The organism is Gordonia sp. B8661-1 (genome assembly GCF_059427765.1).
Window position 1 is genome coordinate 687021 of sequence record NZ_JCAHRL010000002.1, and the last position, 24612, is coordinate 711632.

Here is a 24612-nt window from a genome sequence, read left to right on the forward strand (position 1 = left end):
GCTTATTGGATCCAATAAGCGGAAGAGGAATGCCTGAGCGGGAAGGCACTCGGACGATCCCACATACTGGACAACGGGCGGTGTTTCCGCTGGATATCACGCCTGAATCATGGACGTAACACAGATTTAACAGGCCGCTTCTAGTGTCCGGGACATGGATCGCCAAAAGGAATTCGTGCTGCGGACACTCGAAGAGCGCGACATCCGATTCGTGAGGCTGTGGTTCACCGACGTTCTCGGTTATCTGAAATCCGTGGCGATCGCCCCCGCCGAACTCGAGGGTGCGTTCGCGGAGGGGATCGGATTCGACGGCTCGGCCATCGAGGGTTTCTCGCGGGTGTCGGAGGCCGACACCGTGGCGAAGCCGGACCCGTCCACGTTCCAGATCCTGCCGTGGACCACCTCGACCGGTCGTCATCATTCGGCACGCATGCTGTGCGACATCGCGATGCCCGACGGCACCCCGAGCTGGGCCGACAGCCGGCATGTGCTGCGGCGGCAGCTGAACAAGGCCGCGGACCAGGGCTTCACGTGCTACGTGCACCCGGAGATCGAGTTCTTCCTCCTCAAGGACGCGCCGCTGGACGGCAGCGTGCCGACCCCCGCGGACAGCGGCGGCTATTTCGATCAGGCCGTGCACGACGCCGCCCCGAATTTCCGGAGGCACGCCATCGAGGCTCTCGAATCGATGGGCATCTCCGTGGAGTTCTCCCACCACGAGGGCGCACCCGGGCAGCAGGAGATCGACCTGCGCTACGCGGACGCACTGTCCATGGCCGACAACGTGATGACGTTCCGCTACCTCATCAAGGAGGTGGCGATCAACGAGGGCGTCTGGGCGACGTTCATGCCCAAGCCGTTCAGCGAGCATCCGGGTTCGGCGATGCACACGCATATGAGCCTCTTCGAGGGCGACCTCAACGCGTTCCACAATCCCGACGACCCGATGCAGCTGTCGGAGACCGGCAAGAAGTTCATCGCGGGAATCCTGCACCACGCCAGTGAGATCTCCGCGGTCACCAACCAGTGGGTGAACTCCTACAAGCGTCTGATCCACGGCGGAGAGGCTCCGACAGCCGCCACCTGGGGTGGAGCGAACCGCTCCGCGCTCGTCAGGCTGCCGCTCTACACGCCGAACAAGGCGTCGTCGCGCCGCATCGAGGTGCGCAGTCCCGACTCGGCCTGCAACCCGTATCTGACCTTCGCCGTCCTGCTCGCCGCCGGACTGAAGGGCATCGAGGAGGGGTACGAGCTTCCGGAGGAGGCCGAGGACGACGTCTGGGCGTTGACGCCGGCCGAGCGACGCGCCATGGGTTACCGGGAACTGCCGGGCAGCCTCGCCGAGGCCCTGCACGAGATGGAGAAGTCGGAGCTGGTCGCCGAAGCGCTCGGCGAGCACGTCTTCGACTACTTCCTGCGGAACAAGTGGACCGAGTGGAACAACTACCGGAGCCTGGTGACCCCGTTCGAGTTGAAGAGCTACTTGCCTCTCTGACCGCGCCCCGCTCTCTCATCGCCGTGGTTTCGGGCTAGATTTCCCCTGTGACATCACCACATCGACGACGCGGCGCCGTGCCGAGTGTGGGCCGGCTCGGCCTGCTCGAGGCGGAGGCGACCGACCATCTGGCGGAGTTGGGCTGGACCGGCGACGACTCGATCGATGTGCTGTGGTCGCTCTCGCGTTCACCCGACGCGGATCTGACCCTGCGGGCACTGATGCGTCTGCGCGAGGCGGCGGGGGAGTCCGACTGGTCGGAGATCGACGGACTGCTCCGCACCGACCGGGGTTTCCGGGGCAGGCTGTTCGCCGTTCTCGGTGCGTCGGACGCCTTGGGTGATCACCTGGCCGCCGAGCCGTCGGACTGGCGTCTGCTGATTCCTGCGACACTGCCGACCGTCGACGAGGTGTACCACCGTCTGCTCGGCGCGGTGGACGCGGTGCCGGAACCCGGTTCGCTGGAACAGGGCGACAAGCTCTACCGTGCGGGCTTCGCGGGTCCGCAGGCGGTCATCGCCCTGCGCCTCGCCTACCGCGGCATTCTGCTGCAGCTGGCCGCGCACGATGTGGCGTCGACCGTCGAGGACGAGCCGGTGATGTATCTGCCCGAGGTGGGTGCGTATCTCGCGGACGCCGCCGACGCGGCACTCACCGCGGCGCTGGCGGTCGCGATCCGCGAGGTCTTCGGCGACGATCCGCTGACCGTGCGTCTGGCGGTGATCGCAATGGGCAAATGTGGTGCGCGCGAACTGAACTACGTGTCCGATGTCGACGTGGTCTTCGTCAGTGAGCCCGCGGACGGCACGGCCGCGCGGATCGCGGGCGAGGTGATGCGGGTCGGCTCCCTCGCCTTCTTCGAGGTCGACGCCGCCCTTCGTCCCGAGGGCAAGGCGGGCGCGCTCACCCGCACGCTGGAATCGCATGTGGCGTACTACAAGCGGTGGGCGAAGACCTGGGAGTTCCAGGCGCTGCTCAAGGCGCGCCCGATGACCGGGGACATGGCGCTGGCGCAGGAGTACATCGACGCCGTCGGGCCGATGGTGTGGACCGCGGCCGAACGCGAGGATTTCGTCCCGGAGACGCAGGCGATGCGTCGCCGGGTGGAATCACTTGTCCCCGAAGAGCTTCGGGACCGTAATCTCAAGCTGGGCAGCGGCAGCCTGCGTGACGTGGAGTTCGCGGTGCAGCTGCTCCAGATGGTGCACGGACGCGTCGACGAGGAACTGCGCGTCAAGTCGACGGTCGATGCGCTCACGGCGCTGACCGCCAACGGATACGTCGGCCGGGACGATGGTGCGAATCTCAAGGCGTCGTACCAGTTCATGCGATTGCTCGAGCATCGACTCCAGTTGCAGAAGCTGGCCCGTACGCATCTGCTGCCCGCATTCGACGACGAGGAGAACATGCGCTGGCTCGCGCGGGCCGCGCATGTTCGTCAGCAGGGCGAACTCGATGCGACCGGGGTGTTGCGCGACGAACTCAAGAAGCAGAAGGCGCGCATCCGCAGGCTCCACGAGAAGCTGTTCTATCGGCCGCTGCTGGAGGCCGCGACCCGGTTCAACGCCGACGAACTCACGCTCTCCGACAAGTCCGCCGAACGTCGGCTGGCCGCCCTGGGGTATGCGAAACCCGAACGGGCACTTGCCCATATCCGTGCGCTGGCATCCGCGCCGGGACGTCGGGGGCAGATCCAGCTGCTCATCCTGCCGTCGTTGCTGGAGTGGATCAGCTCCACCCCGGATCCGGACGCCGGTCTGCTGAACTACCGGCGGCTCTGCGACGTGATGGACGATGCCGACTGGTTCATCCGGTTGCTCCGCGACGACGGGGTCGTCGCCGAGCGTCTGATGCACGTCCTCGGTACCTCGGAGTACATCGCGAACCTGCTGATGCGGTCGCCCGAGGTCATCCACCTGTACTCGGACGGCGCGAACGGGCCGAAGCTGTGCGAGGTGCAGCCGGAGGACGTCGCCAAGGGTCTCATCGCGTCGATGGTGCGGCAGAAGGACCTGAAGCGGGCGATCTCGGTGGCCCGCGCGCACCGGCGATTCGAACTGGCGCGTGTGGCATCGGCGGACATTCTCGGGATGATGGACGTACCGACGGTGTGCGCGGCGCTGTCCAGTGTGTGGGCCGCCGTTCTCAACGCCGCGCTGACCGTCGTGATCGCGGATTCCGAACGGGAGCGCGGGGAACCGGCGCCGGCCCGCATCGCGGTCATCGGCATGGGACGTCTCGGTGGTGGCGAACTCGGCTACGGCTCCGACGCGGATGTGCTGTTCGTGTGCAGGCCGGAACCCGGCGCAGACGAGACCGAGGCGGTGCGATGGTCACAGACCATCGCGGAGAAGGTGCGCACCCTGCTCGGCACGCCGAGTGAGGACCCGCCGCTCGAGGTGGACACCGGACTTCGGCCGGAAGGACGTAACGGCCCGGTGGTCCGGACGCTCGCGGCGTACGCGTCGTACTACGAGCAGTGGGCGCAGCCGTGGGAGATCCAGGCCCTGCTGCGGGCCCACCAGGTGGCCGGCGACAACGACCTCGGTATCGACTTCCTGCACATGGCCGATCGCATCCGTTACCCGGACGGCGGGGTGTCCGCGGACGCGGTGAAGGAGATCCGGCGGATCAAGGCCCGGGTGGATTCCGAACGCCTGCCGCGCGGTGCCGATCCCGCGACGCACACGAAGCTGGGCCGCGGCGGGCTGGCCGACATCGAATGGACCGTGCAACTCATTCAATTGAGGTACGCGCACAAATACGAAACGCTGCATAATACGTCTACGCTGCAAACTCTTGACGCGATCGGGGCGGCGGAACTGCTCAGCGAGAGCGATGTCGGACTGCTCAAGGAGGCATGGTTGACGGCCACCCAGGCGCGTAACGCGCTCGTGCTGGTTCGCGGGAAGCCGGTCGATCAATTGCCGGGACCCGGCAAACAGTTGCGTGCTGTTGCCTATGCGGCGGGATGGCCGGAGGATCAGGCCCAGGAATTCCTCGAGAACTACCTGCGGGTCACCCGTCGCGCGAAGGCAGTCGTGCAGACGGTGTTCGGCGCGTGATCGGCCGCATTCTCCGGGTCGTGCTGCTCATCGTCGGTCTGGCCCTCGTCGCCGCCGCGGCCGTGGCGATCTGGCTGCACTTCCACAATTCGCAGGGGCAGGTCGCGTTGTACGCGAGCGCGGCGGTGCCCTTCGCGATCGTGCCCGCGGTGCTGGCCATCGTGCTGTTCGCGACCGGACGGCACTGGGTGCTGACCGGTGTCGCGGTCCTGGTGACGCTCGGGCTCGTCTACACCCAGGTACCGCTGTGGCGGGCGCAGACCGCGCCCGCGGGCGAGGAGATCACCGTCGTGTCGGCCAACGTGCTCTTCGGCGGCGCCGACATGGATGCGTTGTCGCGTCTCATCGCCGACGTCGATGCCGATGTGGTGTCGTTCCAGGAGGTGACACCGGAGGCGCTGCAACGGTTGCGCGACAGCCCGATTGCCCGGCAACTGCCGCACGACTTCTCGGTACCCGGTCCGTGGGCCGTCGGTACCGCGTTGTTCAGCAAGACCCCGCTCGCCGGTCAGGTGGCCATCCCGAACACGATTCTGAAGAATCTGAAGGCCGAGACCGATCTTGCGGGTGCGCCCGGCACCCGCGTCGTGGCCGTGCATCCGGCCGCGCCGCTCCGCGGCAGGACGCAGGGTTGGAGGACCGACATCGACCTGCTCCGGTCATATCTCCACGACCTGCCGCCGGGCCCGCTCATCGCCGTCGGCGACTTCAACTCCACCTGGGATCAGGCCCGTTACCGGGCTCTGTTGCGGGACGGGATCGTCGATGCGACGGACCAGGCGGGCGCGGGATTCGTGCCGACCTATCCGACGGACAAGACATTCGGACAGCCCTATCTCGCACTGGATCACGTGATCAGTCGCGGGTTCGTGGCCACATCGGTGCGCGCGTACGACATGCCGGGTACCGATCACCGGACTCTGGTGGTAACACTGGTGGCATCATGACGATCACTCCGCAGACCCGCCCGTCGATATCCGACAGTCTCCGCGCCGCCACCGCCGTCGCGCACGAGCGTGCCGAGGGGGCCGACTTCGTCGACGATCTGATGTCCGGCCGCCTCGACGCGGATGCATACCGCCGGATGGCCGAGCAACTGTACTTCATCTATCGCGCCCTGGAATCCGTGGCCGACGACCTCGCGGACGACCCGGTCGCCGGGGTGGTCGTCGACGAACGTCTGCGCAGGCTCGGACATCTGGAGTCCGACCTCGTCGCGCTGGGTTCCGATCCCGCGGCGATCGAGCCGCTGCCCGCCGTCGCGGCCTACGTCGCGGCCATCGAGTCGACGCGCACCGATCCGGCTCGGTTCGTGGCACACCATTACACGCGCTATCTGGGTGATCTCAGTGGGGGACAGGTGATCCGGAGCCGGATGAAGCTGCACTACGGCCTCACCGACGACTCGCTCGCCTTCTACACGTTCGACGACATCGACAAGCTCAAGCGTTACAAGGACTCCTACCGCGACACCCTCGACGCCCTGCCGCTCGACGAGAAGCAGGTCGAGGCACTTCTGGAGGAAGCCGTCGCGGCCTTCGGTCACAATGAGGGCCTCTTCGAGGCACTCGCCGCCTGAGCGAGGTCTCGATACGGCGGCTCGCTCCGCTCGCGGCCTACTCGACCATCGGGAGATGGTTTGCCGGTACGCGGGAACGCGTATCGAGGCGGGAAGCGGACTAGGTCCGATCGATCAGGGCGGCAATGCCGTCGAGGATCACGGTGAGTCCGAAGTCGAGTTGTGTCGGGAAGAAGTCGTCGTCGGCGGCGAATTCCGGTGCGGCGACCGCCTCCGCGAGCGATGGATAGCTTTCCGGGTCGACCAACGCGGCGACGGTCGTCTCGTACGAGTGGTCGCCGGAGGTATCACCGAGCATGCCCATTTGACTGGCGAGCCGAACGTGTTGGCGCACAAAGCCGTCCACCAGCAGGAGGGCGCTCATCGTCGTCGGTGCCGGGAGGCCCGTGTCCTCGAAGGCGCGAACTCCCGCATCGGTCCACGCCATCGTGTTCGGACCGACCGGCGGCCGTGACATGCTCACGGCCGCCAGCCACGGTCGTTCCCGCAACACCCCGGCCATCGCGAGAGCCCATGCGGTGACCCGCTCCCGCCACGTGCCGGAGTCGGTGAGGCCGGCCGCGGGCCTGCCGATGGCGGTGTCGAGCATGACGTCGATGACGTCGTCCTTGCTGTCCACGTAGCGGTAGAGCGACATCGTGGTGAGCCCGAGTCGCGTGGCGATCGCCTTCATCGACACCGCGTCGAGGCCGTGCTCGTCGGCGATGGCTGCGGCAGCCGTTCCGATGTCGCGGATGGTGAGCGTGGGGCGCGGGCCGCGGCGTGGTGTCGGGTCCTCGCGACCCCACAGCAGCGACACATAGCGCGGAATCGCCTGGTCGCGGCGATCGGACGGGGACGACATGACGACCACTCTACTAACTGCTTGCGTGATACGCAGTTAAGTCCTAATCTGCGTAGCAAGTAAACAGTCTACGTAATACACAAAGGAGTTGGGGGCTATGGGGCGACGTTCACCGTGGACCGGGCTGATCGTGTTGTGTCTGCCGATGCTCATCGTGTCGATGGACGTATCGGTGCTGTTCTTCGCCGTGCCGGACATCGCGAAAGACCTCGGGCCGACACCGCAGCAACAGTTGTGGATCTTCGACGTATACGGGTTCGTGCTCGCCGGCCTGTTGCTCACGATGGGGTCGGTGGCCGACCGGATAGGGCATCGGCTCCTGCTGATGATCGGTGCGGTCGGGTTCGGTCTCGCGTCGTTGCTGGCCGCGTACTCGACGTCGGCGACGATGCTGATCGGTGCGCGGGCACTGCTCGCGATCGCCGGCGCCACCCTGATGCCGTCAACACTCGCAATGATCCGGCACATCTTCGACGACGAGAGGGAACGCACCGCTGCGGTCGCCACCTGGAACGCCGTCATGGCCGGGGGAGTCGCGGTCGGACCGATCATCAGTGGTCTTCTGCTGGAACACTTCTGGTGGGGATCGGTGTTCCTGATCAACATCCCGGTGATGGTCGCGCTGATGATCGCGGCACCGATGGTGCTACCCGGCGACACCGGTGACCCGCGACGGCGCATCGACGCGATCAGTGCGGTGCTGGCACTGGGAACCCTGCTGCCGGTGATCGCGGCGATCAAGGATCTGGCCGCCGACGGATGGTCGGTGCCGAGCGGTCTCATGCTCCTCGGGGGACTGGTTGTCGGGATGGTGTTCGTGCTCCGGCAGCGTCGAGCCGTGGACCCGATGATCGACCTCGGGCTCCTGTCGGAACGGCGGTTCGGTGTCTCCGTGTGGACGAATCTCATCTGCATGTTCGCCTTGGTGGGCAACGCGATCCTGATGACGCAGTACCTCCAGTCGGTGCTCGGCTACTCGCCGTTGCGCGCCGCCTTGTGGAGTCTCGCGCCGACCGTGGTCGTCGCGGCAGCGGCGCCGACCGCCGCCGCAGCGTCAACACGCGTCGGACGGCCGAAGGTCATCGTGGTCGGATTATTGGTCGGTGCAACGGGATTCATCGTCCTGGCAACGATGACCGGGCCGTCGTCCCTCGTGTCGGTGCTTACCGGAGCCGCCTTGCTGGCCGCGGGCATCGTGGGCACCACATCGATGGTCGCCGACTATGTGCTCGCCGTGGCACCCGCCGATCGGGCCGGAGCCACCTCGAGTCTGCTGGAGACGACCAGCGAGCTCGGGGGCGCACTGGGGATCGCGGTGCTGGGCAGCATCGTCAACGCGGTCTTCCGGGCCACGTTCCCGGACGTCGGGGCCGGCGGCGAGGCGCGCCGGAGCCTCGCGGGTGCGGTGGCAACGGCGCCGCACCTGGCGCCAGACCACGCTGCGCGACTGATGGACGCCGCACGGGCATCGTTCGTCGACGGACTGACCGTCGCGGCGTGGGTGGGTGCCGCCGTCCTGTTGGCCACCGCGATGGTTGCGGTGTGGGCACTCCGGGAGCGCTCGGTGTCCGCGACACGCGACGGCGACGTGCCCGTCGGTGGCTGATCGGGTGGATCGCTACCCTGACAGCCATGCGGGAGAATCCATTCGGCAGGCTCCTCGGCGACGCGCTCACCCTGCCGCTGCGGGTGGGGCAGAAGGTGATCACCCCGGGACTCACCGTTGCGGAGTCCGTCATCGAACGTCTGCCGGAGCGAGTGCTCGATCTCCACTTCGGGTCCGCGGAGGAGGATCACCACAAGGTGGTCTACGACTTCTTCTCCGGAATCGAACCGGAGATCCGCAATCCCGGCGGCACGTTGCCCGGCGCGAATCTCTGGGATGTCCCGCCCGGGCCGGTGCACCCGAATCCGGTGATCCTGGTGCACGGCACCGGTGGTGGCGCCCAGACGAATTGGGGCACCTACGTGCCGCTGCTCACCGATTCCGGTTTCTCGGTCTTCACCCTCACATACGGGGCGATCCCCGGGGCGTCGTGGCCATTGTCGGCACTCGGTGGCATGCAACCGATCGAGGACAGCGCCGTCGAGTTCGGGGTCTTCGCGGAGAAGGTCCTCGCCGCCACCGGGGCCGAGAAGATCGATGTCGTCGGACATTCGCAGGGCACTCTGGTGCCCGCCTACTGGGCGAAGTACCTGGGCGGTGCGGACAAGATCCGCAAGTACGTGTCACTCGCGCCGCTCTGGGAGGGGACCACCGCCTTCACTCGTACACAGGGCGTCGTCCGATTCCTGAATCTGCGCTTCGGTCTCGATCCGTCGAGGATTCTGCCGTGTTACGCGGCGCCGGAGATGGCCGCCGGATCGGAGTTCATCGCGAAAATCAACGCCGACGGCGGGCCCTACCTACCGGGCATCGAGTACACCAACATCTCGACCGAATACGACGAATTCGTCCGGCCGTACACGAGCGGCCAGGTACCCGGCGGCCCCGACCGATCGGTCACCAACATCGTGGTGCAGGACGGCTGCCGGATCGACTTCAGCGACCACCTGGCGATCTGCGGATCCCGGCGCGCCGCCGCATTCGTGCTCAACGCACTCGACGATCACGCGAAACATGTCGTGCCCTGCGACTTCGTCCCGCCGTTCTTCGGTGCGGGTCCCTTCAAGCGCGTCGGCGGTGTGCCCGCCCTGATCGAACCGTTCGCCCGCGACGAGGACGCCGTCGACGACCATCGCAGGCGCTAGAGGACGTCGACCTTCGTGCCCAGGGCCAAGGTGATCCGGTCGCGTGCCTCATCGGAACTGTTCACGAGTTCGATGGTCAGCATGTCGCCGTCAGGGGTCGACGTGCGGACCACACCGTGCAGACCGTCGACGCTGATGCGGTCGCCGGGTGCGAGGTCGTCGACGTAAATGGAGCGTTGCATGCGGTAACGGTAATCGGAACAACGGGTGTGCGACAGGGTAACTGGTCCTTTTGTAGGCCACTGCACACAGCCCTGAACGGCATTCGGCCCGCCGGGCGCGAAGCCGGGCGGGCCGAATGGATGACTGCGACGATCAGCAGTCGTAGTACAGCGAGAACTCGTACGGATGCGGACGGATCTGCACCGGTTCGATCTCGTTCTCACGCTTGAGCGAGATCCAGGTCTCGATCAGGTCCTCGGTGAAAACGCCACCGGCGGTGAGGTATTCGTGATCCTCTTCGAGCTTGTCGATGACCGCGGACAGCGAGGTCGGCGCCTGCGGGATGCCCTTGGCCTCCTCCGGGGGAAGCTCGTAGAGGTCCTTGTCGACGGGCTCGTGCGGCTCGATCTTGTTCTTGATGCCGTCCAGGCCGGCCATCATCATCGCCGCGAAGGCCAGGTACGGGTTGCCCGAGCTGTCCGGGCAACGGAACTCGAGACGCTTGGCCTTCGGGTTGTTGCCGGTGATCGGGATACGCACACAGGCCGAACGGTTGCGCTGGCTGTACACCAGGTTGATCGGGGCCTCGTAGCCCGGCACCAGGCGCTTGTACGAGTTGACCGTCGGGTTGGTGAACGCCAGCAGCGACGGTGCGTGGTGCAGGATGCCGCCGATGTAGTAGCGCGCCAGGTCCGACAGACCCGCGTAGCCGGCCTCGTCGTGGAACAGCGGCTTGCCGTCCTTCCACAGCGACTGGTGGGCGTGCATGCCCGAACCGTTGTCGCCGAACAGGGGCTTCGGCATGAAGGTGACCGACTTGTTGTTCTGCCACGCGGTGTTCTTGATGATGTACTTGAACAGCTGGACGTCGTCTGCGGCGTGCAGCAGCGTGTTGAACTTGTAGTTGATCTCGGCCTGTCCGGCGGTGCCGACCTCATGGTGACCGCGCTCGAGCTCGAAGCCCGAGTTGGTCAGGTTGGTCGACATCTCGTCGCGCAGGTCGACGTAGTGGTCGTACGGCGCGACCGGGAAGTAGCCGCCCTTCGGGCGCACCTTGTAACCCAGGTTCGGCGAGCCGTCCGGGTCGGTGGGGGAGCCGGTGTTCCACCAGCCCGACTCCGACTCGATCTCGTAGAACGTGCCGTTGATCTGCGAGTCGAAGGACACCGAGTCGAAGATGTAGAACTCGGCCTCGGCGCCGAAGAAGCAGGTGTCGGCGACGCCGGTGGAGGCCAGGTAGTCCTCGGCCTTGCGGGCGACGTTCCGCGGGTCGCGGCTGTAGGCCTCACGGGTGAACGGGTCGTGGACGAAGAAGCTGATGTTCATCGTCTTGGCCTTGCGGAAGGGATCGATCCGCGCGGTTGCCGGGTCGGGCAACAGCATCATGTCCGATTCGTCGATGGACTGGAAGCCGCGCACCGACGATCCGTCGAATGCCAGGCCGTCCTCGAAGACGTCTTCGGTGAAGGCCGAGGCCGGGATCGAGAAGTGCTGCATGACGCCGGGCAGGTCGCAGAAGCGGATGTCGACGTATTCGACACCTTCTTTCTTGATGCCCTCGAGAAGTTCCTCTTTGCTGCTGTACACCGTCCGGTGACTCCTTACTTGAGTGGATCTCAGCCAAAAACCTATGGAGGCGACGTTGCCCAGGCGTCAAGCCTATGTTTCCCCTGTGTTACACCGCGCCACCTTGGTACACGTCACACTTCCGGATGGCCACATTGCCACGTCCGGGCGGTTCAAGCCAGGTCAGCCGGGTGACAGTCAGGTGTGCGATTGGACGCGTCTAGCATGAATGCCATGAACGGGAGCGCGCACTGATGGGAAGAGCAACGGGATCGTGGCTGTCCGGACCCCAGATCGGACCAGGTGACGACGCCACCATCGAGTATCGCGGTGCCGATCTGGGCCTGCCGGAGCACGGCCCGGGAAGCCTCGCCTCGGGATGGCCGCGCGTCCTCGCCCTGCTCATCGACTGGTTGCTCGCCGGTGGCATCTCCCTGCTCTTCGTCCGATTCGGCTCGCCCGTACTCGGGACGGTCGTCCTCGGTGTGTGGTTCGTGATCGGAGTCATCGCGGTCACTCTCTTCGGCTTCACGCCCGGCCAGTTCGCCGTCGGTCTGCGTGTCGCACGCGTCGACTTCGGGCCGGAACGGGCGGGCGCCGAGGCGAAGGGCGAGGTGCCGCCCGCGGCCGTCGGTGTGCTGCGGACCCTGGCACGCCAGGTGCTCCTGTGCTTCCTGGTGCCCGCCCTGATCAACGATTACAACGGTCGCGCCCTCCATGATCGGGCGACCGGTACCGCGATCGTGCGCTCACGCTGAGAGTCGCCGGATTTCCGGAAACCGCTCGGACGCAATGTTTCTCCGGAAAACGGCCCGGGCGCGAGGTGCCGATACGCATGTGGGTTCGAAGCTCGGCCGGAGGGTGGATTTCGGCGCGGTTCAGTCGAGGAGCCAGTGGAGGCAATTCTCACCGATGGTCGGGTGCGGCAGCCACGTGTGCTCGTTCGTGTCCGCATCGATATAGGCGAATCGGCTCAGTCGTTCGCCGTCCCAGGCATAGAGATCAGGGCACAATGGTGCCGGCGTGCCGGTGTGAAGCGCCCGACTGGCGCCCAGCATGACCGGCACGGTCGTGTCGATCCCGTCATCGTCGACGATGTGATGCACGCAGACGAAGTGCCGAGTGGGGGCCGAGATCAAGGCGGGACCACTGTCGTCGATGAGGAAACGGAGTAGTTCGCCGGGCATCGTGATCAGGTCGGCGACCGGCCCCCTGATCGGAGGCCTTGATCACCCGTGACCGGATGAGCGTGCGTATTTCGGCATCGGTCAACGGGGTCGCCTCGAGCTGTGTTGTCGACCCTTCGGGTTCGTCGAGCGATTCGTCGGTCGACTCGGTCTCGAAGTCGTCGCCCGAGACGATGAAATTCCGGACAGCTCCATCCGGATTGACGTCGTCGTCCCCGTCCGCGTCGAGTTGCTCGCCGGAGACGAGGATGTCCAGTTCGCTGCCGTTCCAGATGTACAGATCGGCGGACAACCCGTTGCCGTCGGCGAACAGGGCAGCAGTGGCCCTCATCATGGAGCGGCCCGCCACGCGAGCGTCGCTGAGCTCGTGAATCTGTTGGCACAGAACCTGATTCGGGGTCGGCACGGCGACAAGGAGTTTGCTGTCCGCAGGTACGCCGATGGAACTGATCAGACGGGCCACGTCCACGATCTTCGAGGCGATGAAGAGGGAGTCACCGGCGAGTAGCCGAATATCCTCGGCACCCTCCACCGGGAGCTGCTCCCGGTGCATGATCGGTTCGCACGCGGTGTTGAGACGCGCGGCCGCCCACAGGTCATCAACCGGAATCGACGGCGGCAGCATGGCATCGATGAGTGGATAGACCATGTCGGGGTGGTCGAGGTACAACATCTCGATGAGTCCCGGGGCAACCACGCGTACATAGTCGAAGCCGGCATTGGTGTTCAGATCGACGACGGTTCCGTTCTCCGCGTCGTGGGCCGCGACCTTCTCTCGGTAGCGTTCGGTGAAGTCTGCTCGCTGAACGCGGCTGAACAGCCGTCGACGTAGCTGATCCCATGTGAGGTCCGAGACCAGATCGGGCACACCGGCGTTCGAGGCGCGTTCAGTCACCAGGTGATCGTAGCCATGCCTGACACGCAACCCTCTTGTGTCACCCCGATATTCATTCGGGTGGCCTACCGGATACGTCGATCAGCTGCGTCGCCGCGCGGTGCGCTGCATGTTCTTCATCTTCGCGTTGCCGGGCATCGGCCCCTTGGGCATCCCCTGTCCGGCCGAGCGTCCGCCGAGGGCGTTGAGCCGGCCCTCGAGGGCGTCGATGCGCTTGGCGTTGATGTTCGACGGCAGCTTGTTGATGTGGCGTTCGAGTTTGCTCAGCTGGATCTGGCCGTCGTCGTTGCCGACGACGATCTCGTAGATGGGCGTATCGCCGACGATCCGCGCAGCCTTCTTCTTCTCCTGGGCGAGAAGCGATTTCACACGGGTGGGGGAGCCTTCGGCGACCAGGATGACGCCCGGCTTACCGATCACCCGATGTACCGCGTCGAGATGGCTGTTACCGGTGACCGCCTGCGACACCCGCCACTGTCCTCGCATGTTGCTGAGCGCCCATCCCGCGGCCCCCGGCTGGCCGTCGGCCTTGGTGTAGACGGATTTCTGGACCCGCCGACCGAACAGCAGGAATGCGGCCAGGATGCCGAGCACGATGCCGAAGGGCAGCAGCATCCAGACACGGCCGATCAGCAGACCGATGACCACGAACACCGCGACCACCAGCAGGAGGACCCCCACCATGTAGGGGATGAGGCGCTTGTCCTCCTTGCGCTGCATCTGGAACGCCTGCCACAACTGCTGACGGCGTTCCTTGCTTGCCTGCTTACGTGCCTTCTTCGCGGCGGCCTTCGCTTCCTTGTCCGCCGGCTGAGCCTTTGCCATGGTGACCAGTTTACGTGGGCCGCGGCAGCCGCCGAGCGACTACCGGGCCAGGCGGGTGAGCAGCGACGATGCTTCCTGGCTTGCCGAGCCCTCGTCCGCGAGGTGGGCCATCGCCGGAGGCAGTTCACGGCCGTGGCGCGCCATCGCCTGTGCGTACAGGCGACCCGCCCGATACGACGACCGCACCAGCGGTCCGGCCATCACGCCGGCGAAACCCATCTCCGTCGCGAAGTCCGAATGGTCGACGAACTCCTCGGGCTTGACCCATCGCTCGACCGGATGGTGACGAGCCGAGGGGCGCAGGTACTGGGTGATGGTGAGGATGTCGCAGCCCGCCTCATGCAGGTCGACGATCGCCGACTGGACCTCTTCGGGGGTCTCGCCCATCCCGAGGATCAAATTCGACTTGGTGACGAGCCCGAAATCCCTTGCGGCGGTGATCACCTCGAGTGACCGCTCATAGCGGAAGGCGGGTCGGATGCTCTTGAAGATGCGTGGCACCGTCTCCAGGTTGTGTGCGAGGACCTCGGGGCGGGATTCGAAGACCTCGGCCAGCAGATCGGGCTTGGCGTGGAAATCGGGGATGAGATTCTCGACGCCGGTACCGGGATTGAGTTCGTGGATGGCCCGGACGGTCTCGGCATAGAGCCACGCGCCCTCGTCGGGCAGGTCGTCGCGTGCGACGCCGGTGATGGTCGAGTACCGCAGTCCCATCGCCTGGACGCTCTCGGCGACCCGGCGCGGCTCGTCACGGTCGAGTTCGGCGGGTTTCCCGGTGTCGATCTGGCAGAAGTCGCATCGGCGGGTGCACTGTTCTCCGCCGATGAGGAAGGTCGCCTCGCGGTCCTCCCAGCATTCGTAGATGTTGGGGCAGCCGGCTTCCTCGCAGACGGTGTGCAGGCCTTCACGTTTCACCAGGCTCTTGAGCTCGGTGTACTCGGGGCCCATGGTCGCGCGCGTCTTGATCCAGTTCGGCTTGCGCTCGATGGGGGTCTGCGCGTTGCGCACCTCGAGCCGAAGGAGTTTCCGGCCCTCGGGTGCCTGCGGAGTCGATCCGGTGGAAGTTGAAGACACGGTCACTGCTCCGATCGTACGCTCGGCGCGAGCGTGCCGGCCGTCGGTGCGGCCGGGATGGTGGTTCTGGTCAGGGTTCCGTCGAGGGCCGCGCGAACCGCCTCGGCGACGGGGGCACAGAGGTCGTCGACGGTGTGTGGCCGACCCGATTCGAGCCGCAGCGACGACACCCCGGCGTCGGGGATGCCGCAGGCCACGATGGCGTCGAAGGCGGCCATGTCGGGATCCACGTTGAGTGAGAATCCGTGCAGGGTGACGCCCCGGGCGACGCGGATGCCGATCTGTCCGAGCTTGCGTTCGCGGAAGGCGCCCGGGGGGCCGGGGGATGTGTCGTCGACGACCCAGACTCCGGATCGGCCGTCCACCCGCGTGGTCTCGATGCCGGCGGAGGCGCAGACGTCGATGAGTGCGGCCTCGATACGACGGACGTATTCGACGACGTCGAGCGGTTCGGCGAGCTTCACGATCGGGTATCCGACCATCTGCCCGGGACCGTGCCAGGTGATACGTCCGCCGCGATCGACATCGACGACCGGCGACCCGTCGGTCGGGCGGTCGGCGTCCTCGGTGCGCTTGCCCGCGGTGTAGGTCGACGGGTGCTCCAGGAGCAACAGCACGTCATGGTCGAGGGAGCCGTCGGCACGGTCCGCCGCCAGTCGGTGCTGGAGTTCGTAGGTGTCGCGGTAGTCGACCGTACCGAGTCGCCGGACCTCGATGGGGGCCGACGACGCGCGAATGCTGCCCTCACGCATGGAGATACGCCATGGCGTCGTCGATGGTCGGGTGGTCGAAGGTGAAGCCGTGACTCGTCAGCACCTCCGGTGCAACGCGCTGACTGGCCAAGAACATTTCCTCCGCCATCTCGCCTCCCGCCCGTCGGGCGACGAAGGACGGCACGGACAACACCGTCGGCCGGTGCATCGCGCGGCCCAGCGCCGCGGTGAAGTCGCCGAACGGCACCGCACCGGGAGCCGCCAGATTCACCGGACCGGAGATCGAGGATTCCAGCAGAAAGGAGATGGCCCGGATCTCGTCGGGCAGGGTGATCCACGAGAAGTACTGCTTGCCGGAACCGATCGGGCCACCGAGGCCCGCCCAGAACAGAGGACGTAGACGCGAGAGCAGTCCGCCGCGACGGGACAGCACCGGCGCGGTGCGCAGCAGCACCACGCGTGTGTCGGCGCCCGCATTAGCGGTGGCCGCCTGCTCCCAGTCGCTGACGAGATCGGGCAGGAAGCCGTCGCCGCGCGCGTCGGTCTCGATTGCGGCGTGCGACCCGGTGTCACCGTAGAAGCCGGTGGCGCTCGCACTGATCAGGGTGGGAACGCCGGCCCGGTTCACCGCTTCGGCGAGCACCTCGGCAGGCGTGATCCGCGAATCACGCAGTTCCTGCTTGAACCGGCCCGTCCACAGTTGCTTCGCCACCGGCACCCCGCCCAGTGCGATAACGGCGTCCACCCCGGCGAGACTTTCGTCGGGTACCCCGAAAGTCTCCGGGTCCCAGCTGAATTCGTCATCCGAACGGGCTTCCCGCCGGACCAGCCGGACCACGGTGTGCCCGGCCCCACGCAGAGCGGGGACCAGGGCCGCACCGATCAGGCCCGTCGATCCGGCGACGGCGATCCGCATCCGGTGTCTACAGACCGAGCTCGGCCGCGAAGGCGGCCTCCTCCAGCCGCTTCTTCACGGTGGTGAGGAATCGTCCGGCGTCCGCGCCGTCGATGAGCCGGTGATCGTAGGTCAGCGGCAGGTAGGACATCGAGTGCACGGCGATGGAGTCCGAACCGTTCTCGTCGGTGATGACCACCGGACGCTTGACGATCGCGCCGGTGCCCAGCATCGCCGCCTGCGGCGGCACGAGAATCGGTGTGTCGAACAACGCGCCCTGACTACCGATGTTGGTGATGGTGAACGTGCCACCGGCCAACTCGTCGGGCTTGAGGCCGCCGTTGCGCGCACGGTCCGCGATGTCCGCGATCGCCCGGGCGAGGCCGGCGATCGACAGATCCTCGGCGTTGTGGATGACGGGGGAGAGCAGACCCTGCTCGGTGTCGACGGCGATGCCCAGATTCACCTTGTCGTGATAGGTGATCTCCTTCTTGCCCTCGTCGATCGACGCATTCACGTTCGGATGCAGCTTGAGCGCCTCGACGACCGCCTTCGCGATGAACGGCAGGAAGGTGAGGTTGACGCCCTCGGCGGCCTTGAACGACTCCTTGGCGGCCTTGCGCAGGTTGACGACCTTCGTCATGTCGGCCTCGAAGACCTGCGTCAGCTGCGCCGAATTCTGCAGGGACTCACGCGTTTTCTGCGCAGTGATCTGCCGGATGCGGTTGATCTTCTGGGTCGTCCCGCGCAGCGCGGCGAGCTCGGGACGAACCTCGGACGCCGCGGCCGCAGGAGCCTGGGACGATGCGGCGGGCGAGGCACCGGACGACGGTGCGGCCGCTGCCGGTGCCTTCGCGGCATCGGCGGCCGCGAGGACGTCCTGCTTGCGGATGCGTCCACCGACGCCGGTGCCGGTGACCGTGTTCAGATCGATGTTGTTCTCCGCCGCCAGCTTCCGCACGAGCGGAGTGACGTACGGCGTCGACGTCATCGTCTCCGGCTCCGACTTGGAGACGGTGACCTCGGGTGACGGTGTCGCAGCGGCCGGCTGTGCCTTCTCCGGCTCCGCCTTCTTCGGTTCTTGCGCCGCGGGCTTCTCGGGTTCCGGCTCGGGCTCGGGTTCCGGGGTGGAGTCGGCCGCGGGTGCCGACTGCTCGGAAGTCGTTGCCGGCGCGGACTTCTCGGAGGACTCCGGCTCGGCCGGTGCCGATTCGGCGGGCGCGGACCCGGCCGGTGCGGCGGAGCCGTCACCGATCACGGCGAGCTTGCCGCCGACCTCGACCACGTCGTCCTCCTGCGCGACGATCTCGAGCAGGGTGCCCGCCACCGGCGACGGGATCTCGGTGTCGACCTTGTCGGTCGACACCTCGAGGAGCGGTTCGTCGGCCGCGACGGTGTCGCCGACGGACTTCAGCCAGTTGGTCACCGTGCCCTCGGTGACGGATTCGCCGAGCTCCGGCATCACCACATCGGTGCCCGACGCGGCGCCCGAGCCACCGGACACGGACTCGGCGGCGGGGGTGACCGACGGTTCGTCGGCGGGTGCCGACTCCTCGGCGGCCGGTTGCGACGACTGCTCGGGTTCGGCTGCTGCCTCCGGCTCGGCGTCGTCGGCAGGGGCCTCGTCGGCAGACGAATCGTCGGAGCCGGCGGACTCGCCTTCCTCACCGATCTGCGCGAGCTCGCCACCGACCTCGACGACGTCGTCCTCCTGGGCGATGATCTTGACCAGCACACCCGAAGCAGGAGCAGGGATCTCGGTGTCGACCTTGTCGGTCGACACCTCGAGCAGGGGTTCGTCGGCCTCGACGGTGTCGCCCTCCGCCTTCAGCCACCGGGTAACGGTTCCTTCGGTGACGCTTTCACCCAGCGCGGGCATCTGGACGGAGAAGGCCATCGTTTCTGACTCCTGACTCGACTGTGGTCTGAAGATTTCGTGCGCCCCGGTGTGTGCGCCGCGGTGCACCGGATGGGGTCGGCGGGGTGAGCCGTCCATCCTCGGTCAACCCTACCCGGCTCATGTCACACCGGCTCGGCCTGTCGGCGATCTTCGTCACGCCGTGTCCGAACGGCGGGCGGCGTCACGGAGCCGGTTCGCGCCGACGTTCAGTCCTCGGCGGAAATGTCCTCGAGGACGCGTGCGATGGTGCGCACCGGGACGCCGGTGCCGCCCTTCGGCGTGTATCCCCACGGGCCGCCCGTGTTGAAGGCGGGACCGGCGATGTCGATGTGGACCCACTCCACCGAGGCGGGGACGAACTCCTTGAGGAAGATGCCCGCCGAGAGCATGCCGCCCCACCGGTGATTGGTGACGTTCGCCAGATCGGCCACCCGCGACTTCAGGTCGGCCCGCAGCTCTGCGGGAAGCGGCATGGCCCAGGCGTTCTCACCGACCTCCGCCGAGAGTGCGGCCACCCGGTCACGGAATTCGTCGGTGCCCATCACGCCCGGAGTGCGGGTGCCCAACGCGACCATCTGCGCGCCGGTCAGTGTTGCGGTGTCGATGAGGTAGTCGGGCTCGTCCTCACAGGCGCGCACGATCGCATCGGCCAGGATCAGCCTGCCCTCGGCGTCGGTGTTGATCACCTCGACGGTGGTGCCGCCATATTGGGTGAGCACGTCGCCCGGGCGTTGTGCCGTACTCGACGGCATGTTCTCCGCCATCGGGACCGTCGCGGTCACCTCGACGTCGAGTCCGAGGCGGGAGGCCAGGATCACCGACGCGATGACCGCCGCTGCGCCACCCATGTCGGAGGTCATGTTCTCCATGCCGGCCGCGGGCTTGATGGAGATGCCGCCGGTGTCGAAGGTGATGCCCTTGCCGACGAGTGCGACCTTCTTGGCGCCCTTCTTGCCCGAGTGGGTGAGACGGACGAGGCGCGGCAGCCGCGACGATCCCTTGCCGACGCCGATGATCCCGCCGAAACCCGCCTTCTCCAGTGCCTTGTCGTCGAGCACCTCGACCTTCAGTCCCGCGGCGCTGCCGAGATGGCGCGCGCGCTCGGCGAATTCCTCCGGGAAGAGATGGCTCGGTGGTGTGTTCACGAAGTCGCGGGCGATGGCGACGGAATCGGCGACCGCGACGGCGTGGGCCAATTCGGCCTTGGCCGCCTTGCCCTTGTCGTCGACGAGCAGGTCGATCCGGGTCGGCAGCGACTTCTTGGGCCGGGACCTGTCGGACCGGAACTCGTCGAATCGGTAGGCGCCCAGGAAGAATCCCTCGGCGGCCGCGGACAGGTTGACGGCGGACAGCGTGGTGGCCGCGCGATCGATGCCCTCGAGTTCGCGTGCCGCGATGCCGGCGGCCTGGCGGATCTGCTCGGGATCGTCGAGATTGTCGGCGGAACCGAGCCCGACCGCGATGACCTGGCGGACGCCGAGTCCGGCCGGTGCCGGGATGCGGGTGATCGAACCGTGCGCACCCGATCCGCCGACCTGGGTGATGGCGGTGCTGATCGCCTCGGCCCGGGCGTCGTCGAGGATGCCCTCGCCGATGACGAGTACCGGCTCCGCCGCGTTCGACGAGTCCTTCTCGCCGGTCTCCGGGGCGATGAGACCCACGACGAGTGCCTCGTCGGCCTTGTCGATGGTGGTGGCCAGATCCAGTTCCGGACCGCGTGTGCGGTCGACGTTCGCATTTTTCGTCACCTGAGCAACTCTGCCACAGGGCGTTCGGCGCGACGATGTCGTTCGGGTGGCCTACGTATGCGCCCGGGTGTGGTCACCGGCGGTAATCTGCGCCCATGTCATCGGTCCCCGGCGCGGATTCCTCGCGCACCCGTGGGCGCGTCGGACTCCGAATCGCGTGCGGTGTCACACTCCTGATCCTGGCCGCGGTGGCCGCGGTGCTGATGGTGGTGCCACGCGGCGGGAGTGGGACGACCGTGGAGCGGATCACCGGGACCGGGCCGGCCGAACGGGCGGCGTTTCCGGCCATCGATCCCGGACTCGGGCCCGTGCGCACGCGCATCCTGACCGTGGCCCGGACGGAGTACGGCGAGAATGCCCCGGGCGCGACGTTCTCCGAAGGCGAGTCACAGCCGTGGTGCGCGAATTTCGTCAGCGCCACGATGCGTGCGGCCGACGTCCCCTTCGAGAATCCCACCTCCGGTTCCTGGCGCATACCGGGCGTGGCGACGCTGACCGACTACTACCGCGAGAGCGGTCGGTGGGCGTTGCCGGATCATCGGCCGACGCCCGGTGACGTCGTCCTCTATGACCGGCCGAGTCCACTGGGGCAGCACACCAACATCGTGGTGACGCGCGTCGGGGACGTCGTCACGACGGTCGGCGGCAACGAACGGCAGGGGATCACGTTGCGGACCTTCCGGCTCGGCCGCGAACCCGGCATCCAGGGATACGGTCTGCCCCCCGGCGTGCGCGGCCGGTAGACCGGCCGTCGCCGCCGCGCCCGACCGTCACCGGTCCGGCCGGTACCGTATGTGTCCATGACAGAACTCCTCGCAGGACCCATCGCCGACCGTCACACCGCGCTCGGTGCCTCGTTCGCGGAGTTCGGCGGCTGGGAGATGCCGGTGTCGTATGCGGGCACCGTCGCCGAACACACTGCGGTGCGCGAGGCGGTGGCGATCTTCGACGTCAGCCACCTCGGGAAGGCGTCGGTCACCGGTCCCGGCGCGGCCGAATTGGTCAACCGCACGCTGACCAATGATCTCGGGAAGATCGGTCCGGGCAAGGCCCAGTACACGCTGTGCTGCGACGAGTCGGGCGGTGTCGTCGACGATCTGATCACGTATCTGGTGTCCGACGACGAGGTCTTCCTCGTACCGAACGCCGCCAACACCGCGGACGTCGTGGAACTGCTGACGGCAGCCGCACCCGATGCAGTGACGGTCACTGATCGTCACCGGGACTACGCGGTCTTCGCGGTACAGGGACCTCGCGCTCCCGAAGTGCTTGCCGCGCTGGGGCTTCCGACCGACATGGACTACATGGCTTTTGCCGACGCCGAATTGCAGACGGCAGATGGACCGGCGACGGTTCGGGTGTGCCGCACCGGCTACACCGGAGAACGTGGCTACGAACTTCTGCCGCGGTGGGACGATGCCGGCCCGGTCTTCGATGTGCTGCTCGACGCGGTCACGGCACACGGGGGACAGCCCGCCGGGCTGGGTGCGCGCGACACCCTGCGCACCGAGATGGGCTACGCCCTGCACGGTCACGAACTGTCGCGCGACATCACGCCCGTCCAGGCGCGGTCCGGCTGGGCCGTCGGCTGGGACAAGCCCGAGTTCTTCGGCCGCGAGGCACTTATCGCCGAGAAGGCCGACGGACCGGCACGGCGCCTGTACGGACTGGTCGCGACCGGCCGGGGTGTGCCGCGCGCCGGATGCGACGTTCTCGATGCGCCCGGTGGCACGGTGATCGGTCGGTGTACCTCGGGCACCTTCTCGCCGACACGCAAGCAGGGCATCGCGCTTGCCCTGATCGACACCGATCCCGGGGTCGCGCCGGGTGCACAGGTGATCGTCGACGTCCGCGGTCGTGACCTGCCGTGTGAGATCGTCAAGCTGCCGTTCGTGCCGTCGCACGTCTGAGGCCGTCCGGCCGGGGTGTGTCACGCGATCGGAGGGGCGAAAACCGGTTTGCGGTGCGGCGGTACGATTGTCCAATGACCTTGGAGTTCACGCGGACCGAACATCCCCATCCGGTGTCGGAAACCCGGCGGGCGGAGATCCTGGCAGCCCCCGGATTCGGCAAGTATTTCACCGATCACATGGTGATGGTGGACTACGACAAGGACCGTGGATGGCACAACGCGGTGGTCACCCCGTACGGTCCGATCGCCCTGGATCCGTCGGCCATGGTGCTCCACTACGGGCAAGAGGTCTTCGAGGGGCTGAAGGCGTATCGGCAGCCGGACGGTTCCATCGCGGCGTTCCGTCCCGAAGCGAACGGCCTGCGCCTGCAGAAGTCGGCCGAGCGGCTCGCGATGCCCGCGCTCCCCGTCGACGATTTCCTCGAATCGCTCCGTGCGCTGCTCGCCGCGGACAACGCCTGGGTGCCGGCGGCCGGCGGTGAAGAGGCGCTGTACCTGCGTCCGTTCATGTTCGCCTCCCAGGCCGGTCTCGGTGTCAATGCACCTGCGGGCGAATACATCTACTCCGTCATCGCGTCGCCCGCCGGCGCCTACTTCAGTGGCGGTGTCCGACCGGTCAGCGTGTGGCTGAGTACCGAATATGTCCGTGCCGCACCGGGGGGAACCGGCTTCGCCAAATGCGGCGGCAACTATGCGGCCGCTTTCCTGGCGCAGGCGCAGGCCACCGAGAACGGCTGCGATCAGGTCGTGTGGCTCGACGCGGTGGAACGGCGCTACATCGAGGAGATGGGCGGGATGAATCTGTTCTTCGTGTTCGGTTCCGGTGCCGACGCGACGCTCGTCACCCCTGAGCTCACCGGTTCGCTGCTCCCCGGCATCACCCGGGAATCGTTGCTGCAGTTGGCCACCGACGCCGGATTCGCGGTCGAGGAACGACGGATCAGCACCGAGGAACTGCGCAAGGGGGTGGCCTCCGGCGACATCACCGAGGTCTTCGCGTGCGGTACCGCCGCGGTGATCACCCCGGTCGGTCGTGTGCGTGGCGACACCGACGACTACACGATCGGGGACGGCACCGCCGGCCCCGTCACGCTGGCGCTGCGGGACACGCTCACCGGCATCCAGCGCGGCACCTTCGCCGACACCCACGGCTGGATGACCGAACTCCACCCCGCCTGATCGGACGAGCGACGGGTGGCGCGGTCACATCAGCAGGCCGACCACCGTCGCCGCCACCGATATGTCGATCACCGCGCCCAGCGCGTCGCCGGTCAGGCCGCCGGCCCGGCGGGCGCAGTGGGCGATGAACCACCAGCCACCCGCGGTGACGACGATCAGCACGACCATGGCCTGCACCGCCGACCCGGCATCGAAATCGGTTGGGCCCGAGCCTGATCCGAACCATCCCGAGGCCGCCGCCGCGATGAGCGCGACGGCCGACCACACGACGATCGACAGACGCTGCGTGTCGGCGACGATCGAGCCGAACCCGCTCTGATTGGCGGCCGGAATGCCGCGACGGGCGCCCGTCACCGCCAGGAACCGTCCGACGGCCATCGCGAAAGCGATGTCGTACCACCGGTGTTCGTCGGTCAGTCCGGCCACGCCGACCGCCTGGACGCCGAGCACGATGATGAGGGTGGCGACACCGAACGGCCCGGCGGATCCGCCGCGCATCACCTCGGCGACGCGCTCGGGAGGTCCGTAGCAGCCGAGGCCGTCGGCGGTGTCGGACAACCCGTCCACATGCATGCCCCGGGTCAGCAGAATCATCGCGCCGACGACCAGCAATCCGATCATCAGGACCGGGAGTGCCGTCTGCGCGAGCGCTGCGGCCAGGCCCGCCGCGACCGCTCCCAGGAAGATCCCGACAACCGGAACGGCGCTGATCGCGGCTCCGCCGGTGGTGCGGTCCATCGGAACGCGCGGCTGTGGCACCGGGAGGACAGTCAGCCAACTGAAGGCGACGTGCAGTGCCGTGATGGGTGAGCGCACCGGATC

The 24612-nt window shown here is 67.1% G+C and carries 22 protein-coding genes; 10 read left to right on the forward strand and 12 right to left on the reverse strand.

Going from position 1 to position 24612, the window contains the following annotated elements:
• Window positions 1–154 precede the first annotated feature (154 nt).
• From glnA (AC4JJG_RS07285) to AC4JJG_RS07300, 4 genes are read left to right on the forward strand one after another with little or no spacing between them, the layout of a single operon-like run.
• Entirely contained in the window at window positions 155–1495 is a 1341-nt protein-coding gene (gene glnA / locus AC4JJG_RS07285; protein WP_495400243.1) for a type I glutamate--ammonia ligase, read from the forward strand.
• A gap of 47 nt (window positions 1496–1542) precedes the next feature.
• Window positions 1543–4560, forward strand: coding sequence for a bifunctional [glutamine synthetase] adenylyltransferase/[glutamine synthetase]-adenylyl-L-tyrosine phosphorylase (locus AC4JJG_RS07290; RefSeq protein WP_495400244.1), 3018 nt, complete (start codon window positions 1543–1545; stop codon window positions 4558–4560).
• Window positions 4560–5507 carry an endonuclease/exonuclease/phosphatase family protein gene (locus AC4JJG_RS07295; RefSeq protein WP_495400508.1) on the forward strand — a complete coding sequence of 316 codons (948 nt, stop codon included), beginning with the start codon at window positions 4560–4562 and terminating at the stop codon, window positions 5505–5507. The genes AC4JJG_RS07290 and AC4JJG_RS07295 overlap by 1 nt, the downstream gene beginning before the upstream one ends.
• A complete protein-coding gene (locus AC4JJG_RS07300) occupies window positions 5504–6139 on the forward strand; it encodes a biliverdin-producing heme oxygenase (RefSeq protein ID WP_495400245.1) in 636 nt (211 codons plus the stop codon). The genes AC4JJG_RS07295 and AC4JJG_RS07300 overlap by 4 nt, the downstream gene beginning before the upstream one ends.
• 100 nt (window positions 6140–6239) lie before the next feature.
• Here the strand turns inward: AC4JJG_RS07300 and AC4JJG_RS07305 are convergent, their stop codons facing one another.
• Complete coding sequence (locus AC4JJG_RS07305; RefSeq protein WP_495400246.1) at window positions 6240–6983, reverse strand: TetR/AcrR family transcriptional regulator; 744 nt, start codon at window positions 6981–6983, stop codon at window positions 6240–6242.
• Window positions 6984–7080: 97 nt separating this feature from the next.
• Here AC4JJG_RS07305 and AC4JJG_RS07310 point away from each other — a divergent pair, with 97 nt between their 5' ends.
• Both AC4JJG_RS07310 and AC4JJG_RS07315 read left to right on the forward strand, forming a co-directional pair.
• Window positions 7081–8589 (forward strand): MFS transporter, encoded by a 1509-nt coding sequence (locus AC4JJG_RS07310; protein ID WP_495400247.1) that lies wholly within the window; start codon window positions 7081–7083, stop codon window positions 8587–8589.
• 26 nt (window positions 8590–8615) lie between these two features.
• The gene (locus AC4JJG_RS07315; protein WP_495400248.1) at window positions 8616–9734 is read left to right on the forward strand and encodes an esterase/lipase family protein; all 1119 of its coding nucleotides are present in this window, start codon (window positions 8616–8618) and stop codon (window positions 9732–9734) included.
• Here AC4JJG_RS07315 and AC4JJG_RS07320 read toward each other — a convergent pair.
• Window positions 9731–9916: a hypothetical protein gene (locus tag AC4JJG_RS07320; protein WP_495400249.1), complete on the reverse strand. Its 186-nt coding sequence runs from the start codon at window positions 9914–9916 to the stop codon at window positions 9731–9733. The genes AC4JJG_RS07315 and AC4JJG_RS07320 overlap by 4 nt on opposite strands.
• Before the next feature lie 133 nt (window positions 9917–10049).
• Window positions 10050–11483 carry a type I glutamate--ammonia ligase gene (gene glnA / locus AC4JJG_RS07325; protein ID WP_495400250.1) on the reverse strand — a complete coding sequence of 478 codons (1434 nt, stop codon included), beginning with the start codon at window positions 11481–11483 and terminating at the stop codon, window positions 10050–10052.
• 233 nt (window positions 11484–11716) lie between these two features.
• On the opposite strand from glnA (AC4JJG_RS07325), the gene AC4JJG_RS07330 reads away from it, so the two are divergent.
• Complete coding sequence (locus tag AC4JJG_RS07330) at window positions 11717–12220, forward strand: RDD family protein (protein WP_495400251.1); 504 nt, start codon at window positions 11717–11719, stop codon at window positions 12218–12220.
• 120 nt (window positions 12221–12340) lie between these two features.
• On the opposite strand, the gene AC4JJG_RS07335 is transcribed toward AC4JJG_RS07330, so the two are convergent.
• The 8 genes from AC4JJG_RS07335 to AC4JJG_RS07370 all read right to left on the reverse strand — a co-directional run bounded on the left by AC4JJG_RS07335 (window position 12341) and on the right by AC4JJG_RS07370 (window position 20699).
• A complete protein-coding gene (locus AC4JJG_RS07335; protein ID WP_495405748.1) occupies window positions 12341–12520 on the reverse strand; it encodes a hypothetical protein in 180 nt (59 codons plus the stop codon).
• A gap of 25 nt (window positions 12521–12545) precedes the next feature.
• On the reverse strand, window positions 12546–13544 hold the full coding sequence (locus AC4JJG_RS07340; RefSeq protein WP_495400252.1) for a hypothetical protein: 999 nt from the start codon (window positions 13542–13544) through the stop codon (window positions 12546–12548).
• An 81-nt stretch (window positions 13545–13625) separates the two neighbouring features.
• Window positions 13626–14369, reverse strand: a complete 744-nt coding sequence (locus AC4JJG_RS07345; RefSeq protein WP_495400253.1) for a DUF4191 domain-containing protein — start codon at window positions 14367–14369, stop codon at window positions 13626–13628.
• 39 nt (window positions 14370–14408) lie between these two features.
• The gene (gene lipA / locus AC4JJG_RS07350) at window positions 14409–15449 is read right to left on the reverse strand and encodes a lipoyl synthase (RefSeq protein WP_495400254.1); all 1041 of its coding nucleotides are present in this window, start codon (window positions 15447–15449) and stop codon (window positions 14409–14411) included.
• Complete coding sequence (lipB, locus tag AC4JJG_RS07355; RefSeq protein ID WP_495400255.1) at window positions 15446–16195, reverse strand: lipoyl(octanoyl) transferase LipB; 750 nt, start codon at window positions 16193–16195, stop codon at window positions 15446–15448. The genes lipA and lipB overlap by 4 nt, the downstream gene beginning before the upstream one ends.
• Window positions 16188–17072, reverse strand: coding sequence for a TIGR01777 family oxidoreductase (locus tag AC4JJG_RS07360; RefSeq protein ID WP_495400256.1), 885 nt, complete (start codon window positions 17070–17072; stop codon window positions 16188–16190). Before AC4JJG_RS07360 ends, lipB begins: the two co-directional genes overlap by 8 nt.
• A gap of 7 nt (window positions 17073–17079) precedes the next feature.
• A complete protein-coding gene (gene sucB / locus AC4JJG_RS07365; protein ID WP_495400257.1) occupies window positions 17080–18948 on the reverse strand; it encodes a 2-oxoglutarate dehydrogenase, E2 component, dihydrolipoamide succinyltransferase in 1869 nt (622 codons plus the stop codon).
• A gap of 209 nt (window positions 18949–19157) precedes the next feature.
• Entirely contained in the window at window positions 19158–20699 is a 1542-nt protein-coding gene (locus tag AC4JJG_RS07370) for a leucyl aminopeptidase (protein WP_495400258.1), read from the reverse strand.
• A 203-nt stretch (window positions 20700–20902) separates the two neighbouring features.
• Here AC4JJG_RS07370 and AC4JJG_RS07375 point away from each other — a divergent pair, with 203 nt between their 5' ends.
• The 3 genes from AC4JJG_RS07375 to AC4JJG_RS07385 all read left to right on the forward strand — a co-directional run bounded on the left by AC4JJG_RS07375 (window position 20903) and on the right by AC4JJG_RS07385 (window position 23790).
• Complete coding sequence (locus tag AC4JJG_RS07375) at window positions 20903–21442, forward strand: CHAP domain-containing protein (protein WP_495400509.1); 540 nt, start codon at window positions 20903–20905, stop codon at window positions 21440–21442.
• A 57-nt stretch (window positions 21443–21499) separates the two neighbouring features.
• A complete protein-coding gene (gene gcvT / locus AC4JJG_RS07380) occupies window positions 21500–22609 on the forward strand; it encodes a glycine cleavage system aminomethyltransferase GcvT (RefSeq protein WP_495400259.1) in 1110 nt (369 codons plus the stop codon).
• Window positions 22610–22683: 74 nt separating this feature from the next.
• Entirely contained in the window at window positions 22684–23790 is a 1107-nt protein-coding gene (locus tag AC4JJG_RS07385; protein ID WP_495400260.1) for a branched-chain amino acid aminotransferase, read from the forward strand.
• A 24-nt stretch (window positions 23791–23814) separates the two neighbouring features.
• On the opposite strand, the gene AC4JJG_RS07390 is transcribed toward AC4JJG_RS07385, so the two are convergent.
• Window positions 23815–24606: an adenosylcobinamide-GDP ribazoletransferase gene (locus tag AC4JJG_RS07390; RefSeq protein ID WP_495400261.1), complete on the reverse strand. Its 792-nt coding sequence runs from the start codon at window positions 24604–24606 to the stop codon at window positions 23815–23817.
• Window positions 24607–24612: the final 6 nt, after the last annotated feature.

Coding starts and splice junctions, on each gene's coding strand:
- glnA (WP_495400243.1), top strand. CDS start 155: ATGGATCGCCAAAAGGAATTCGTGCTGCGGACACTCGAAGAGCGCGAC.
- AC4JJG_RS07300 (WP_495400245.1), top strand. CDS start 5,504: ATGACGATCACTCCGCAGACCCGCCCGTCGATATCCGACAGTCTCCGC.
- AC4JJG_RS07305 (WP_495400246.1), bottom strand. CDS start 6,983: ATGTCGTCCCCGTCCGATCGCCGCGACCAGGCGATTCCGCGCTATGTG.
- AC4JJG_RS07310 (WP_495400247.1), top strand. CDS start 7,081: ATGGGGCGACGTTCACCGTGGACCGGGCTGATCGTGTTGTGTCTGCCG.
- AC4JJG_RS07315 (WP_495400248.1), top strand. CDS start 8,616: ATGCGGGAGAATCCATTCGGCAGGCTCCTCGGCGACGCGCTCACCCTG.
- AC4JJG_RS07320 (WP_495400249.1), bottom strand. CDS start 9,916: ATGCAACGCTCCATTTACGTCGACGACCTCGCACCCGGCGACCGCATC.
- AC4JJG_RS07330 (WP_495400251.1), top strand. CDS start 11,717: ATGGGAAGAGCAACGGGATCGTGGCTGTCCGGACCCCAGATCGGACCA.
- AC4JJG_RS07335 (WP_495405748.1), bottom strand. CDS start 12,520: ATGCTGGGCGCCAGTCGGGCGCTTCACACCGGCACGCCGGCACCATTG.
- AC4JJG_RS07345 (WP_495400253.1), bottom strand. CDS start 14,369: ATGGCAAAGGCTCAGCCGGCGGACAAGGAAGCGAAGGCCGCCGCGAAG.
- lipB (WP_495400255.1), bottom strand. CDS start 16,195: ATGCGTGAGGGCAGCATTCGCGCGTCGTCGGCCCCCATCGAGGTCCGG.
- AC4JJG_RS07360 (WP_495400256.1), bottom strand. CDS start 17,072: ATGCGGATCGCCGTCGCCGGATCGACGGGCCTGATCGGTGCGGCCCTG.
- sucB (WP_495400257.1), bottom strand. CDS start 18,948: ATGGCCTTCTCCGTCCAGATGCCCGCGCTGGGTGAAAGCGTCACCGAA.
- AC4JJG_RS07375 (WP_495400509.1), top strand. CDS start 20,903: ATGGTGGTGCCACGCGGCGGGAGTGGGACGACCGTGGAGCGGATCACC.
- gcvT (WP_495400259.1), top strand. CDS start 21,500: ATGACAGAACTCCTCGCAGGACCCATCGCCGACCGTCACACCGCGCTC.
- AC4JJG_RS07385 (WP_495400260.1), top strand. CDS start 22,684: ATGACCTTGGAGTTCACGCGGACCGAACATCCCCATCCGGTGTCGGAA.